The 16,069-nt window shown below is 55.4% G+C and carries 11 protein-coding genes and 1 pseudogene; 10 read left to right on the plus strand and 2 right to left on the minus strand.

All coding sequences use genetic code 11. The annotated features are described in order from the left end of the window. Window positions 1-104: 104 nt before the first annotated feature. Window positions 105-1,892, minus strand: coding sequence for a sigma-54-dependent Fis family transcriptional regulator (locus K7H21_RS06270; RefSeq protein WP_004123925.1), 1,788 nt, complete (start codon window positions 1,890-1,892; stop codon window positions 105-107). 250 nt (window positions 1,893-2,142) lie between these two features. Here K7H21_RS06270 and exaC point away from each other — a divergent pair, with 250 nt between their 5' ends. The 7 genes and pseudogenes from exaC to K7H21_RS06305 all read left to right on the plus strand — a co-directional run. Next, entirely contained in the window at window positions 2,143-3,663 is a 1,521-nt protein-coding gene (gene exaC / locus K7H21_RS06275; RefSeq protein ID WP_004123921.1) for an acetaldehyde dehydrogenase ExaC, read from the plus strand. A 669-nt stretch (window positions 3,664-4,332) separates the two neighbouring features. After that, complete coding sequence (locus K7H21_RS06280) at window positions 4,333-4,929, plus strand: fimbrial protein (RefSeq protein WP_004123918.1); 597 nt, start codon at window positions 4,333-4,335, stop codon at window positions 4,927-4,929. 148 nt (window positions 4,930-5,077) lie between these two features. Beyond that, window positions 5,078-5,737, plus strand: a complete 660-nt coding sequence (locus K7H21_RS06285; RefSeq protein WP_004123915.1) for a fimbrial biogenesis chaperone — start codon at window positions 5,078-5,080, stop codon at window positions 5,735-5,737. Window positions 5,738-5,763: 26 nt separating this feature from the next. Then, complete coding sequence (locus K7H21_RS06290; RefSeq protein WP_004123911.1) at window positions 5,764-8,298, plus strand: fimbria/pilus outer membrane usher protein; 2,535 nt, start codon at window positions 5,764-5,766, stop codon at window positions 8,296-8,298. A gap of 48 nt (window positions 8,299-8,346) precedes the next feature. Further along, complete coding sequence (locus tag K7H21_RS06295; RefSeq protein WP_049114728.1) at window positions 8,347-9,411, plus strand: fimbrial protein; 1,065 nt, start codon at window positions 8,347-8,349, stop codon at window positions 9,409-9,411. Between the two features lie 135 nt (window positions 9,412-9,546). After that, a complete protein-coding gene (locus K7H21_RS06300) occupies window positions 9,547-10,341 on the plus strand; it encodes a CatB-related O-acetyltransferase (RefSeq protein ID WP_112167337.1) in 795 nt (264 codons plus the stop codon). 35 nt (window positions 10,342-10,376) lie between these two features. Further along, a pseudogene (locus K7H21_RS06305) lies at window positions 10,377-11,129 on the plus strand (transporter substrate-binding domain-containing protein); the annotation flags it as partial. Window positions 11,130-11,188: 59 nt separating this feature from the next. On the opposite strand, the gene K7H21_RS06310 reads toward K7H21_RS06305, so the two are convergent. Next, window positions 11,189-12,109 carry a LysR substrate-binding domain-containing protein gene (locus K7H21_RS06310; protein ID WP_049114725.1) on the minus strand — a complete coding sequence of 307 codons (921 nt, stop codon included), beginning with the start codon at window positions 12,107-12,109 and terminating at the stop codon, window positions 11,189-11,191. Between the two features lie 144 nt (window positions 12,110-12,253). Between K7H21_RS06310 and K7H21_RS06315 the strand changes: the two genes are divergently transcribed. The 3 genes from K7H21_RS06315 (at window position 12,254) to K7H21_RS06325 (ending at window position 16,069) form a co-directional block, all read left to right on the plus strand. Continuing rightward, window positions 12,254-13,030: an SDR family NAD(P)-dependent oxidoreductase gene (locus tag K7H21_RS06315; RefSeq protein WP_004123898.1), complete on the plus strand. Its 777-nt coding sequence runs from the start codon at window positions 12,254-12,256 to the stop codon at window positions 13,028-13,030. 63 nt (window positions 13,031-13,093) lie between these two features. After that, window positions 13,094-14,287 (plus strand): MFS transporter, encoded by a 1,194-nt coding sequence (locus K7H21_RS06320; protein ID WP_087828903.1) that lies wholly within the window; start codon window positions 13,094-13,096, stop codon window positions 14,285-14,287. A gap of 387 nt (window positions 14,288-14,674) precedes the next feature. Continuing rightward, window positions 14,675-16,069, plus strand: a complete 1,395-nt coding sequence (locus K7H21_RS06325) for a cytochrome-c peroxidase (protein ID WP_087828904.1) — start codon at window positions 14,675-14,677, stop codon at window positions 16,067-16,069.

Below are 16,069 nucleotides of genomic sequence, written 5' to 3' on the forward strand. Positions count from 1 at the left end.
GCCAGCAATGAATGCTGCAGTGACAAAATGGCGCGGCTGAAACCTGGTAACGCTAATGCCGGTAATATGGCCACCGCGCTTCACGCCCTGAGCGAATCAGAAGGCTATGCGCTATGGCTCCCGCGACGGGCGGCGCGGCGATACAGCGTGCTGCGCGCGACGCCTAAAGCCTGCGCGGCTTTACTGATATTGCCGTTATAGCTTGCCAGCGTATCGGCAATCAGCTGCGCATCGTGCTGCTGAAGCCCGCGCGGCGGGCGGGGGACGGGAGAACTTCGGTATTCCTGGGGCAAATCATCCACCGTCAGCGTTTCACCCTCTTCGGCGAGCGCCAGCAGTACCCTCATTAAGCTTTGCAGCTGGCGGACGTTGCCTGGCCAGGGTTGAGTCGCCAGGTGTTGCACAACCTCCGGGGCCAGCGCGACGCGACGTTTTTCTCCGCCGAGCTCGCGCCACAATCGCTGGATAAACGCCGGGCGTTCAGGCCACTCGCGCAGCGGCGGCAGCGTCAGAGCAAACTCGCGCAGGCGGTAGAGCAGGTCTTCGCGGAAGGTACCTTCGGCGACGCGCTGCGCCAGGTTGCGGTGGGTGGCGCAAATCACCGCGAAGTTAACCGGCGAGCTCCGGCTGGCGCCAAGGGGCGTGACCTCTTTCTCCTGTAAGATCCTCAGCAGCCGGGTCTGCAGCGTTAACGGCATATCGCCGATCTCGTCAAGAAACAGCACGCCGCCGTCGGCCTCGCGAATCTTGCCGATATAGCCGTTTTTGTTTGCGCCGGTAAACGCCCCGGGCTGGTAGCCAAACAGCTCGGATTCAATCAGCGATTCCGGAATGGCGGCGCAGTTGATGGCGACGAACTTGCCGCCGCTCCAGCGGCTGTGCCGGTGCAGGGTGCGGCTGACGTACTCTTTGCCGCAGCCGGTTTCGCCTTCGATACACAGACCGATCCCGGCGTTAAGCAGGCGCAGCAGCTTCTCCCCTTCGCGCTGGCTGGAGAAGGGCAGATCGATACCTGGGCGTGGGGTCACCGCGACGCTTGCGGTAGCGGGCGCGCGCAGACGGAAATAGTAGTGACGATCCCCGGCGGCGAGCGGCAGCGGTATGCTGACGGCGGTTTGCCGCAACCGTGGAAAAAGCTGCTGAAAAGTGAGATGGCCGAACTGTTCTGCGTTGAGCGAGAATTCGCGCATCGCCAGCCGGTTGGCGGCCGTCAGAACTGCGTCCGTAAACACCAGCAGCAGTTCATCGACGCCGTCGAGTTTCTCCGGCTGAGGGTGAAGGCTCATCAGCCACTGCTGTGGATGCAGACTCTGCTTAAACCACAGATACTCTATCTGCTTCGCGGCGCCTTTCACCCACGCCAGCGTTCGCGCGTGCGGATAGTGAGCCGGGCCGGAGATATCCAGCACCCCGGCTATATTGCCCTCGGGACTTTGCAGCGGCACGGCGGCGCAATAAAGTCCCCGGTTGCTGGCCAGGAAATGCTGGCGGCCATCGATTTCGCAGCTGTCGTCAATCGCCAGCGCGGTGCCAATGGCGTTGGTTCCGCGTCCGCTTTCGCTCCACAGATTGCCCGGCGCTAAAGCGAAGCGCTGCGCTTTCTGCATGGCGTGCGTATCGCCAAAGGTTTGCAAAACCAGACCGCTGGCGTCGGAGAGAACCACGACGGATTGCAGGTCGTTGACTTTGCGGGAAAGCGCATTGACGACCGGCTGGGCCAGCGTTTGCAGGCGGCTATGGTTGGCGAGCCTCTCGGCCAGTTCGCTGGCGTGCAGGCGAGGGAAGTCATCCGTGGCGGGGTCGAGGCCATAGCGCTGGCTGCGGCACCAGGAGTCGCTCAGCAGCGGACTCGCTTCGATCTCTGGCGTCAGGGCAAACGGATTTCCTGGCACGGGACACCTCATGGTTTTATTTGTGTTGCAATATTGTAGCTATAAGGTTTTTGTAGTGTTGCGATTTGCGACACATAAGAGACATTCCATGCGACAGAACGAAAAGTGAATCCATTAAGTAATTGAAAATAAATAATTATTTAAAATAAGGAAAAATGGCATAACCCCTGCAATAGGGGAGAGGCGCAGCGAGCAGCCGTACAAAACTAATACGCCGCTGCGCTTCAACCCTACATGAAGGAGATTCGCGATGCGTTATGCACATCCTGGCACGCCGGGCGCTTTGGTAGCACTGAAGTCAGCCTACGGTAACTTTATTGACGGTAAATTTGTCGAACCGATCGGCGGTGAATTCTTTATGAATACCTCCCCGGTCGACGGTAGCAACATCGGGCAGTTTCCGCGTTCTGATGCCAAAGATATCGACTTCGCCCTTGATGCGGCGCACCGGGCTGCCGACGCCTGGGGCAAAACGTCGGCTCAGCACCGCGCGAATCTGCTGCTGCAGGTTGCCGACCGTATTGAAGCCAATCTGGAATATCTGGCGGTGGCGGAAAGCTGGGATAACGGTAAGCCAATCCGCGAAACCCTTAACGCCGATCTGCCGCTGGCGGTCGATCACTTCCGCTATTTCGCCGGCTGCCTTCGCGCGCAGGAGGGAAGCACGGCGGAGATTGATGAAACGACGGTGGCTTACCATTTCCATGAGCCTCTCGGCGTGGTCGGGCAAATTATTCCGTGGAATTTCCCGCTGCTGATGGCCGCCTGGAAGCTGGCTCCGGCGCTGGCGGCGGGCAACTGCGTGGTACTTAAACCGGCGGAGCAGACGCCGCTCAGCATTACGCTGCTGCTGGAGATTATTGGCGATCTGTTCCCGGCGGGCGTGCTTAACGTGGTGCAGGGTTTTGGCAAAGAGGCGGGCGAAGCGCTGGCAACCAGTAAACGCATCGCCAAAATCGCCTTCACCGGCTCCACGCCGGTTGGCCGGCATATTATGGCCTGCGCGGCGGAAAATATTATCCCCTGTACAGTTGAGCTGGGCGGTAAGTCGCCGAATATCTATTTTGCCGACGTGATGGAAGGCGAAGAAGAGTATATCGAAAAGGCGGTAGAGGGCCTGGTTCTGGGCTTCTTTAACCAGGGCGAGGTCTGCACCTGCCCGTCCCGCGCGCTGATTCAGGAGTCTATCTACGAGCCATTTATGGCGCGGGTCATGGACAAGGTAGCGCAAATTCGCCGCGGCGACCCCTTTGATACCGACACGATGATTGGCGCTCAGGCGTCGCGTCAGCAGTTCGATAAGATCCTTTCCTATATTAAGATCGCCCGCGATGAAGGCGGTAAGATCCTGACCGGCGGCGAACGCGCCAGCATCTCTGCCGAACTGGATAACGGTTTCTATATTCAGCCGACGCTGATTCAGGGCCGCAACGATATGCGCAGCTTCCAGGAGGAGATCTTTGGCCCGGTTATCGGTGTCACCACCTTTAAAGATGAAGCCGAGGCGCTGTCTATTGCTAACCAGACCCAGTTTGGCCTTGGGGCCGGGGTGTGGACGCGGGATACCAATCTGGCCTATCGCATGGGGCGCGGCATTAAGGCCGGCCGGGTGTGGACCAACTGCTATCATATTTACCCTGCGCACGCCGCGTTTGGCGGTTACAAACAGTCCGGCGTAGGGCGCGAAACCCATAAGATGGCGCTTAACGCCTATCAGCAGACGAAAAACCTGCTGGTGAGCTACGGTACGGCGCCTCTGGGTCTGTTCTGATCGGTAACGTCAGCTATTTATTTTAGTAAAACCCGCAATCTTCAGCATAGATTGCGGGTTTATTATTCCATAAAGAAAGTGTTGTTATTTGTTTTGCCTCCCTTGCTTTCACATGAAATACCCTTGGCATTGATATTCTCTATATATAATTACTCAGGTGATTATTGTTTTTTTGGTTACGAAAATAAGATAGAAACCAACCTAGGATTTATCCTAATATTGTGTAAATTCACGGTCCGCTCACAGAATGATTGCCGAAAAATCGCGGTAAATTCTAGGGTAATTGTTAAATTACACTGTCTGATGTTGATTTTTAATGTTGTTGTCTCGTGATTTTTGGTTGCGTTAATTAACAAACGGCGCAATGTTTTGAATATTATTCTTATATGTAAAATAAAACAGCATTTCATTAACATAACAAAATATTGCGAATTGTAATGGGTAAGGATAGTATTTATTTGTTCCCTTAATGAATGGTTGATCAATTACGCCGAAGTAACTTTCTTTTTTAATAAAAGATTCGAATAAGCAGCTCAGTTTTTTGCTGCCTGCTATCCTGCGGACGGAACGCGAATATTATTAACATGGAGGATCTGTACGCAGATTAGCCCGAGGCTTAAGCCATCGCGCTCAATCTGTCGAAAATATAAGTTAGAGATGAGATGAATAATGAAAACGCAATTTCGTATTATGGCAATGTTTGTCGGTGCTCTGGTTTCCGCTAGCGCATTATCCAGTCCTTCACAATCGGCCAGTTCAGTAATGACCGTTAACCCCGGCTTTAGTGCGGGAACGCAGGGCACGGGCGGTCAGGTAGAATTTACCGGCTCCATTACTGACTCCTCTTGTAATGTCGATAGCACCAGTGCGAACCAAAGCGTCGATCTGGGAAAATGGGCGAGCAGCTATTTTACCGGAGCAGGTTCTGAAACGACGAAAACCGCCTTCCATATCAAAGTAAAAGATTGTCCTTCCACCGTCACCACCGTCTCGGTACTGTTTGACGGTACCCGTGATACCAACAATAGCGATCTGCTGGCGATTAACGGTACCGCAAGCGGGGTGGCGATAAAGCTTTACGAAGACGATAAGTCAACACCGGTTGATCTCGGCGCCGTATCACGTGGCCACAGCGTTACCGCTGGCGCGAGCGGGGCGGCAACAGGTACCGCCGATCTGGAATTCTTTGCCGACTATGTCTCAACCAGCGCGGTTTCCGCCGGTTCTGCCAACGGTACGGCCAACTTCAATATGATTTACAACTAATACCCTAAAAGCGGGTAAAGCTGCGGTTATTTATGGCTTCCCATGCTGGGCCGCTGCCTGGCTGAAATACGGATGCATCATTTCTGCAGATTTTTTATCAGCTTCAGGTAGCGATACCCGCTTTTATTATTCCCGGACGGTAGTCATTATGAAACGAACGATCGCCGCGATAGCCTTTTTATTGCTATCAACTGCGGCACAGGCCGGTATTGTCATGGGAGGAACCCGTGTTATTTATCAGGAAGGGAAGCGTGAAGCCGCAATATCGGTCACCAACGCTGATACTCATTCACCTTATCTGGTGCAATCGTGGGTGGAAAACTATGCGGAAAACAATAAAAGCCGCGTGCCTTTTATTGTGACGCCGCCGCTTTTCCGTCTCGATCCCGAACAGCAGAACGTATTGCGTATTAACTATATTGGTGGAACGCTGCCCACCGATCGCGAATCCGTTTTTTGGCTCAACGTAAAAAGCATTGCGCCCACGAAAAAAGATGAAGCGAATAAGCTTCAGGTTAATATTAAATCAAAATTTAAGATTTTCTATCGTCCGAATGGTCTCCCGGGGGAGCCTGCCGATGCATGGCGCAAGCTGACGTTTAAAATTGAAGGTTCCAGACTGGTTGCCCAAAATCCGACGCCCTATTTTGTCTCCTTTTTTGTTATTTCGGTTGGCGCGACAGAAATTCCCGAACCCGGCATGATTGGCCCCCTTGACCATAAAGAGTGGCCAATTACTCATTCCGGGGCAGTCAAATGGCGCGCCATTAATGACTTCGGTGGTATTACGGATTACGCGCAACAGTAATTTTTGTTTGGCCTGGTCAGGATATTGTGAAAAATACAACCTCGGGTATGACTTCCGTTTATTCGGCGATCGCTGCGCCAACCGGTGGGATTTTATTATTGCCGACGGCGCTTATTTTACTATGCCAAAGCGGTATCGCGCGGGCGGAGGACTACTTTGATCCGGCGGCATTAGAATTTGCCAATCCGCAGCAAAAGACCGCTGATTTACACTATTTTGCTAAAACAGGCGGCCAGCAGCCCGGGACATATCCAGTCAGCATCTGGGTAAATAACCAGGAAATAGCCCAGAGCGAGGTGACATTTGTCGACAGCAACGGCGCGCTGCAGCCGCAGTTAACCCCGGCGCAGCTGGCGGAATATGGCGTCAACGTCAGCGCTTTCCCGGCGTTTAATACCCTGCATGAGGGAGAGCCGTTCACCCGCATCGAGCGTTATATCCCTGATGCCAGCAGCCGTTTTGACTTCGCCACTCAGCGCCTGAACTTAAGCATTCCCCAGGCGGCAATGAACGTGCAAAGCCGCGGGTACGTCGATCCGGCGCGCTGGGATGAGGGGATTCCGGCGGCATTTGTTAACTATAACCTGACCGGGTCGCAAACCCGGCAGTCGGATGACAACAGCCGCTCCAGCTACCTGAATTTACGCAGCGGAGTGAACTTTGGCGCCTGGCGACTGCGTAACGTCTCGTCGATGGAGTATGACCGGACCCGGCGCTGGAATTCACAGAGCACCTGGCTGCAGCGCGACCTGAAGTCACTCAAAAGCCTGCTGCGGATGGGCGATACTTTTACGAGCGGCGACGTTTTCGACAGCGTGCAGTTTCGCGGCGTTCAGCTGATGTCGGATGATGAAATGCTGCCGGATAGCCAGCGCGGCTTTGCCCCGACGATCCGCGGTATGGCGCACAGCAATGCGAAAGTCACCATCTCCCAGCATGGCTACGTTATCTATGAAACGTTTGTCTCGCCGGGAGCGTTCGCCATTAACGATCTCTATCCGACGGCGCAAAGCGGCGACCTCGAAGTCCAGGTTAAAGAGAGCGACGGTTCGGTGCGGACCTTTACCCAGCCCTTTTCAGCCGTACCGTTTATGCTGCGCGAAGGACGAGTGAAATTTAGCCTGAGCGCCGGGCGCTACCATTCGGGGCAGAGCCAGACGCCATCGCCGACATTTTTGCAGGGGACGCTATTTTATGGGCTGCCGGCCGAGTTCACGCTCTACGGCGGTAGCCAGCTGGCGCAGGATTACCAGTCCTGGGCGCTCGGCGTCGGACGTGGTTTTGGCGAGCTGGGCTCGCTTGGGGGCGATGCAACATGGGCGAATACCAAAACGCCTTCGGGAAAGCGCTCGGCGGGCCACTCGCTGCGCGTGCAGTACCAGAAGGATTTTGCCGGAACCGGCACCTCATTTAGCCTCGCCAGCTATCGCTACTCCTCTGGCGGTTATTACGACTTTAGCGAGGCCAACGCGCTTGAAAGCCGCAATGGCCTTGTGGACAACAAGCGCAGCCGGGAGGAAATCTCCGTATCGCAGGCGTTTGGCGGTATGAGTAGCCTGGCGATTTCCGCCTGGTCACAGGAGTACTGGCACCGCCAAAGCCGCGATGAAACAATCCATCTCGGATTTTACAGCGCCTGGCGAGGCGTTTCGTGGGGCGTGGGTTATTACTACACCCAGTCTTCCGATCGCCAAAAAGCCGATCGCTCATGGTCCTTCAACCTGAGCATTCCGCTTGGCGGCCCGCTTGCCGAGAGCGCGATTAGCTATAGCACCACTTCCGACAATAACGGACGCACCTCGCAGCAGGCGTCGCTGTACGGTTCGATTCCGCGTAATCCCCATCTCTATTATTCCCTTCAGCAGGGCTACGCTAACGGCGGACAGGGCAGTAACAGCAGCGCATCGCTGGATTACCATGGCGGCTACGGAACCGCGCAGCTCGGCTATCGCCAGGATAGCGGAAGCCATCAGCTGACCTGGGGCGCTGCGGGCTCCATCGTCGCCCATCCTCATGGCGTGACGCTGGGGCAGACCGTCGGCGATAGCTTTGCCATCGTACGAGCGCCGGGAGCCGCCGATGTGGCGATTCAAAACGGCAGCAACGTGCATACCGACTGGCGGGGTTATGCGGTGGTGCCCTCGCTGACGGCGTATCGCAAAAACACCATTACGCTCGATACCGAATCGCTGGCCGACGATGCCGATGTTGAACTTGAAGGACAGACGGTGATCCCCGGCGGCGGGGCGGTGGTGCAGGCAAACTATCAGACCCATATCGGCAACCGAGTACTGTTTACGCTCAGCGATAGCCGCGGTCCGCTGCCGTTTGGCGCCAGCGTTCGCCTGCGTAAGGCTGAAGACGAGCAAGGCGCGGTTCCGGGCGGCATGGTGGCTGATGGCGGGCAGGTCTATCTGAGCGGTATCCCGCAAGAAGGGACGCTTGATGTTGCCTGGAACGCCGACAATATCTCGCGGAAATGCGCGCTGCATTTCCATCTTACCGATACCGTACAGCAGGGACAGAGTCCGGTAAAAACCGTCTCTGGCGTTTGCCAGTAGGTCAGCACTGAGGTGATTTTGCGCATAGTATCGTTTTTATTGCTACTGATGGCCGGGATTTATAGCCACGGCGGGTGGGCGGAAACCTGTAAAGGGGATATCGGTCAGATGACCGTTAACGTCCAGAATATTAAGTATCTGCCTACGCTGCCGCTGAATACGCAGATGACCAGCGTGATGGCGGATAACGGCAGCGGGATTCATTTCACCTGCGATCTTCAACTGCCGAAAGCGGCGGCTAAACGTCTGGTGTATCGGCAGCTTAAAACCGCCTCATCGCCCCTGTCGATCGGCGGCCAGCACGTTTTTCCCTCCGCGCTGGACGGCATGGGCTACACGTTGGGCTTTCAGTGCAGCGGCGGCGCCATTCGCGTGATTGATGGCAGCCATGCGGCCGGTAGCGCGGAGTCCGTGACGGTTTGCGACAGCAATGAAATAGCTAACCTGCTGACGCAGCAGCAGATTGTGGTGAAAGTCTTCGTGACGTTTTATAAGACCGGCGAGGTCGCTCTGGCCAGCGGTAACCACGCTAACGTTCCGGCGCAGCCGCAGATTGGTGAACTGACTATTCAGCAGCAGGCCGATAGCAGCGCCGCTTTTGTCGCCAGCCCGCCGGTCACTCTCGATATGGCCGCGCTGAACGTCGATATCGGCAGCAGCGGCAGTTGTCAGGTCTCAACCGCGAATATTCACGTCAGCCTCGGCGCGGTAAATAAAGCGGAGTTTAAAGGCAAAAACACCGTCGGCGGCAGCGCCAGGAGCTTCTCCATTCCGGTCTTCTGTTCCACGCCGACCGATATCCGTATTGGTTTTTTTGGCGTGACGACGCAAACCGGGGGGACGGATACCCTGGCGCTCAGCAAAGACAATGCCTCCGCGAGCGGGGTGGGCGTCAGGCTGACCTACGGCAATAACAGCGCCCCGGCGCCAGCAGTCGGAACCGGCGTCAAAATCAACGAAGCCAGCAACTTACCTGTGCTCAAGCGAATTACCGCCAGCAGCGCCGGCGCGGCGGAAAATATCAACTTCAACGCCCAGTACATACAGACGGATGACGCGGTAACCGCCGGTACCGCCAATAGCATGGTGACGTTTGCGCTGGAGTATAACTGACCGTCGCTTTCGCGCTGCGGCTCACAAAAAAGAGATGTCATAACGATTTTTCGCACAGTGAGCGGATCGGTACGCTATCAATGATCGAGAGATTAAGCGGCTGACCGGGAGTACTTATGTGCGGGAAAATCGAAAATGAAAATCGCCTTTGGTGAGCTTAAGCCTCTTTTGCAGGCGCAGCGCGTTTTTGTCGGCGGGCAGAAACTGGTCTGCGCCCACGCCTTTTACCGTGATGACCTGCCGATCGATGTACCGGAAAACCTGGCCACCGAGGCCTATACCACCTACTGGGGGCGCTGCGGTGAACGGCTGGCCTCACTGGGTGCTTTTAGCTATACGCGAACCCTGCTGCCAGCGCTCATCAGGGTAGGGCGCTACACCTCGATTGCCGATCGGCTACAGGTGCTGGGCGACCGGCATCCGTTGGAGTGGGCCAGCGCCAGCCCGGTTTTTTATGCTCATCACTCTGGCGTGATGGCGACGCTGGCAGCCGACAGCGGCAGGCCCAACCAGTTTTACCCTTTTGAGAAAACGCCCCGGCCAATAACCATCGGCAACGATGTGTGGATTGGTCAGAATGTCACCCTGGCGCAGGGCATCACGATTGGCGATGGGGCAGTGATTGCCGCCAACGCGCTGGTGGTCAAAGACGTCGCGCCGTACGCCATCGTCGGTGGTCATCCGGCGAAGGTCATCCGCATGCGCTTTAGCGAGGCGATTATCGAGCAACTGCTGGCGCTACGCTGGTGGCGTTACTCTGCCCAGGATATTGCCGTTTGTCCGGTTAATCAGGTTGAACGCTTTTGCGAGCTGCTCGCCGGGCGCGTCGCTGAAGGGACGCTGTCCGCTTTTTCGCCGCCGGTATTGACGGCGACCATGATTAAAGATTTTATGGCGAATAAACAGCATCCGCCGCGCAGCGCGGTGTAATCAGAAACGGTTCACATTTGGACAAGGATAAAAAGATGAAGTTGAAGTCAGGTATTGCTTTCATCATTGCCGCCATCGCCTTTGGCGCTCAGGCGCGCGACATGAACAGCATCCAACAAAGCGGCGAACTTAAAGTCGGCGTGCCGGGAGACTACGCGCCGCTGGCGTTTCACAATAAAGCCGGAGAGCTGCTGGGCTACGATGTGGATATGGCGAAAGATCTCGGCAAGCGCCTTGGCCTGAAGGTGCGCTTCGTGCCGACCAGCTGGCCAACTCTCTCCGCCGATCTGAAGGCCGACAAGTTTGATATCGCCATGGGCGGGGTGACGGAAACCGCGGCGCGGGCGAAAGATTTCGCGTTAAGCCAGCCGGTGGTGCCGAACGGCAAAATTGCGCTGGCTAACTGCGCGGCAGCGCCGGCCCTCGGTAGCCTGGAAAAAATCGACCAGCCGAACGTGAAGGTGGTGGTGAATCCGGGGGGAACCAACCAAAGCTTTGTTGATGAACATATCAAGCATGCGCAAATTATCCGGGTGAAAAACAATATCGATAACCTTGAAGCGCTGCGGCAGAAAACGGCGGATATGATGGTGACCGACCTGATCGAAGGCGTCTATTACCAGAGCAATGAACCGGGCGTATTCTGCGTGGCTAACGAGACGCCGTTCCCGGGAACCGCGAGCTTTAAAGTCTATATGATGAATAAAGATAACCCGCAGCTGCTGGAGAAAGTAAACCAGTGGCTGGATAGCCAGGATAAAAATGTGCTTAAGCAGAAGTGGCGCATTCATGACCAGGTAAACCATAAAGCAATAAAGGTTTTCTATGCGGATCTGGCGGAAGATAATCAGCGCATCGGGTTTTCCGCCAGTACATCGTGAAGCAGCCAGTCATAAAACACCTTCACTTCCGGACGCATGATCGCATGCTGCGGCGTCACGATGTAGTAGGACCAGGTTAGCGGCCAGCGGCGGGTGGCCTGTAGCTGGACGAGTTGCCCCGTGGCGAGGTGCTGCCTTACCAACGCCCGGCGGACGAGGGCGACGCCGCGCCCGCTGAGGGCGGCAAGGATAACCGCCGACGTTGAGTCGATATGCATCCCGCTATCGCGCGCCGTCGGGGCCTGAGCCGCGGCCAGCACATCCTCCCATGAGGGAAAGCTGGCACCGGGATGCGGCGTATCATCATGAATCAGCTTTTGCGCCGCCAGCCACTCGCCGCAGGTGGTTTTGTCTGCCGGGACGATAAGTGGGCTGCACACCAGCAACGCCTCTTCATCCATCAGCCAGGTTTTATCGACCCCGGGCCAGTCACCGCGGCCGCAGCGAATACCTAAATCCGCTTCGCCGTGGGCCACATCCATCAGCTTTTCCGTAACGTTGAGGCGCAGGTCGATATTTTCATGGGCGGCGGAGAAGCGATTTAAGCGCTCCATCAGCCAGTTCATCATCAGCACCTGCGAGGCGGTGATCACCACCACCGAACGCGCCCGGCGGCCGCGAAGCTTATTCAGCCCGCTCTCCAGCTTATCCAGTCCCTGAGTAATATCCTGCAGCGCTTCCTGGGCCTCGCTCACCAGGGTCAGACGCGCTTTACCGGCACGGGTGCGGTGCAGCAGCGGATGGCCGACCCACTCTTCCAGCGCCCTGACCAGCTGCCCGACGGCGGCGGGGGTCACCCCCAGCTCGCGCGCCGCGCCGGTAAAGCTGCCGTGGCGGGCGGTGGCTTCAAAAGCGTGAAGCCATTTCAGTCGGTTAAGCGATCGCATGCTGGATATCCCTCAGTCAAATTTCGCCTCAGTATAGGCCATCAAGATAGATTTTCTTTGCTGCAGGACTATTTCTTCTCATTCGTCAGCGCGGTTCAGGGCAGGCATGCTGAGGCCATACAAGCAACCGTGAAGAGGTGAATGATGAATACGACGTTTATGGGAAAAAAACTGCTCGTGATTGGCGGGACCAGCGGTATGGGGCTGGCGACGGCCAAACGGGTGGTGGAGAATGGCGGCAGCGTGGTGTTGGTGGGCAATCGTCGGGAAAAGGCCGAACAGGCGCGTCAGGCGCTGGCGACATACGGTAAGGTGGATATTCTCGTGGCCGACCTGATGAGCGAGGCCGGTATGCAGCAGGTCATGGCGAACATCAATGCAGAGCATCAGGATATCAGCCTGCTGGTCAACGCTGCCGGCGTCTTCTTCCCGAAGCCGTTTATCGAACATGAAATGGCCGATTACGATCGGTATATGAATCTCAACCGCGCGACGTTTTTTATCACCCGTGAGGTGGTGCGCAATATGCTGGTCAACGGCATCAAAGGCTCGATTGTGAATATCGGGTCGATGTGGGCGCAGCAGGCCATCGGCGCGACGCCGTCCTCGGCATACTCCATGGCGAAGGCGGGGCTGCATGCGCTGACGAAAAACCTGGCGATTGAGCTGGGCGGTAGCGGTATTCGGGTCAATGCGGTATCTCCGGCGGTGGTGCATACGCCAATCTATGAAAACTTTATTCCTGAAGAGGATGTGAAGGCTGTGATGAATAGCTTTGACGGCTTCCATCCCGTTGGCCGCGTCGGCACGCCTGATGATATCGCGCAGACCGTCACTTTTCTCCTCAGCGAGAGCACCCGCTGGGTGACCGGTGCGGTTTGGGATATTGATGGCGGCGTGATGGCTGGTCGGAATGTCTGATTACGTTCATTATGTCAGTCAGGGTATTGGCATAACGAAAACGAATTCAGGATAAAAGAGTCCATGAGCGCTGAGATAACGCTGCCCGTCGGGCAGCAAAACCAGAATATTATTCGCCTGGCGACGGCACAGGCGCTGGCGGGAGCAAACTCGGTGGTGTTTTACGCCACAGGGGCGATTGTTGGCAACGCCATCGCGCCCGTACCGACGCTGGCAACGCTGCCTGTCACCATTTTTGTGCTGGGTATGGCGGCCTGCATACTGCCGTTTGGCGAACTGGCCAGACGGCGCGGACGCAAGACGGTCTTTATGACCGGCACCGGGGCCGGTGTGTTGACGGGAATGCTGGCGGCGCTGGCGGTGGTGCTCGGTTCGTTCTGGCTATTCTGTATCGCGGCCTTTTTCGGCGGCGCCTATGCGGCGGTGGCGGTTTCTTTCCGCTTTGCCGCCACTGATGGCGTCAGCGGCGAGCGGCGCGCCCGGGCGCTCTCCCTGGTTATGGGGGGCGGCGTGGCGGCGGGGGTTATCGGCCCGATGCTGGTGACCGGCACCATGAATCTGTGGCCACCACACACCTTCGCAATGACCTTTATCGCTCAGGGACTGGTGGCGGCGCTATCGGCGCTGGTTTTACTGGGGGTAAAAACCGCCGCGCCGGTGGCGCAGACCCAATCTGGCGGGCGTCCGCTGGGCGAAATCGTACGCCAGCCGGGGTTTTCCCGGACGGTATTCAGCGGCGCAATCTCCTATATGGTGATGAATTTTTTGATGACCGCCGCGCCGCTTTCCATGCACATGCACGGTATCTCGCAGCAGGCATCGAATCTGGGCATTCAGTGGCACGTGATCGCCATGTATGGCCCAGGATTTTTTACCGGCAAGTTGATTAATCGCTTCGGCGCCCGGCGTATTAACGCTGCAGGGTTGATTCTACTGGTGCTGTCGGTGATGGTTGGCCTCGCCGGTATCGACATTATGCACTACTGGCTGTCGCTTATTCTGCTCGGCATTGGCTGGAACTTCGGCTTTACCGGCGCGTCGGCGCAGATTATGGATTTCCACCGCCCGGAAGAGAAAACCCAGGTGCAATCGCTGAACGATTTTATTGTCTTCGGGGTCATGATGATTGGCTCGTTTTCCTCCGGCGCATTGATGAATCTCTTCGGCTGGAATGCCGTGCTGTGGGGGTCACTGGTGCCGGTTGTGGTTGCGCTGATCGCATTATTGTTCGGCAGGCGTCCAACATTAAGAGGATAAGCCGCTTCGCTTTTTAAACGCGAGCGGAAGTATTTTTCCGCTCTTTATTTTTGTCACGACAGCATTTTTCAAATGTGAATTGATTGCATGAAATAGAATTCATATCTCATTTTTTCAGGTGATGGATCTCGTTAATGCGATCCCTCACATCCGCTTATGAACCTTTATAAGATAAAAGGAAATATGTGTGGGTGAGTTTTTATCCCCGGAGTGAGGTGCGGGATAATATTTAGATGATAGGGCTGGCTTATTATATCTATAGGTCCTGCCTGTCGTGGGTTTTGACGTTAATCAATATACGCAGTGCTTTCACCGCTATTATGTTACGTGAAATTATAAGTATAAGACGTCATTATCTCAGCTGCAATGCCTCAAAGGAATGATCTTATGAAGAAAATTGCGACCATTACGGCCTCTGTCATTACCGCAGGCTTGTTATGTTATTTAGGGTTGTCAGGCTATATCTGGTATTACGACAATCAGCGTATTAAAAAAAACGAGCAGCAACTCTCGGCGGTTGACGAAAATAATAAAGTTCTCTCTTTTTTTAGTGAAAAAGGTTGCGACTACTGCCATACGCCAGCGGCGGCGTTGCCCTTTTACGCCTCTTTTCCCGTAGCCAAACAGTTGATGGATTATGATGTGCGGCTGGGATACAAATCCTTTAGCCTGCAATCCGTGCGTACCTCCCTGATTGACGATAAACCCGTTTCACAAAGTGAATTAAACAAGATTGAGTGGGTTATGCAGCATCAAACGATGCCGCCCACGCGTTACGTCGCGCTGCACTGGGCCGGCAGTGTGAGCGACAGCGAACGTATTGAGATACTCAACTGGATAAAGCACCAGCGCGAGCGCTACTACGCCAGCGCGGATACCGCCGCGGAGCATCGTAATGAACCTCTCCAGCCGATCCCTAAAAAACTGCCCGTCGATGAGCAGAAGGTTGCGCTGGGTTTTCGTCTTTATCATGACGCGCGAATATCGGGCGACAGCACAATATCTTGCGCACACTGTCACGCCTTAAACGCGGGCGGGGTAGATGGCAGAAAAACGTCCATTGGCGTAGGGGGGGCTATTGGGCCAATTAATGCGCCAACGGTATTTAACGCTGTCTTTAATATTGATCAATTCTGGGACGGTCGGGCGTCAACGCTGCAGGAACAGGCCGGTGGCCCGCCGTTAAACCCCATTGAGATGGCATCAAAATCCTGGGGAGATATTATTAATAAACTGGATAAAGATCCTGTATTGAAAAAGGATTTTTTAGCCGTTTACCCGCAAGGTTTTAGCGGTGAACGCATTACTGATGCTATCGCTGAATTTGAAAAAACATTAATTACCCCCGATGCGCCATTTGATAATTGGCTGCGCGGTGATGAAGGCGCTCTGACCGCCCAACAAAAACATGGCTATCAGCTATTTAAGGATAATAAATGTGCTACCTGTCACGGCGGTATTATTCTCGGCGGCCGCTCTTTTGAACCTCTGGGGCTGAAGCGTGATTTTGATTTTGGCGAAATAACGGCTGCTGATATTGGCCGAATGAATGTGACTAAACAAGTTCGTGATAAATTACGCCAAAAAGTGCCGGGTCTGCGTAATGTGGCTCTCACCGCCCCCTATTTCCATCGCGGTGATGTTCCGACGCTTGATGGCGCGGTAAAACTTATGCTGCGCTATCAGGTCGGTACTGAATTAGCACAAAAAGATATCGATGATATTGTCGCTTTTCTGCATAGCCTGACCGGTGTCTATACGCCATATCAGCCTGGGCAATAA

Source organism: Klebsiella sp. CTHL.F3a (genome assembly GCF_019890895.1).
GTDB classification, from domain to species: domain Bacteria; phylum Pseudomonadota; class Gammaproteobacteria; order Enterobacterales; family Enterobacteriaceae; genus Klebsiella; species Klebsiella grimontii.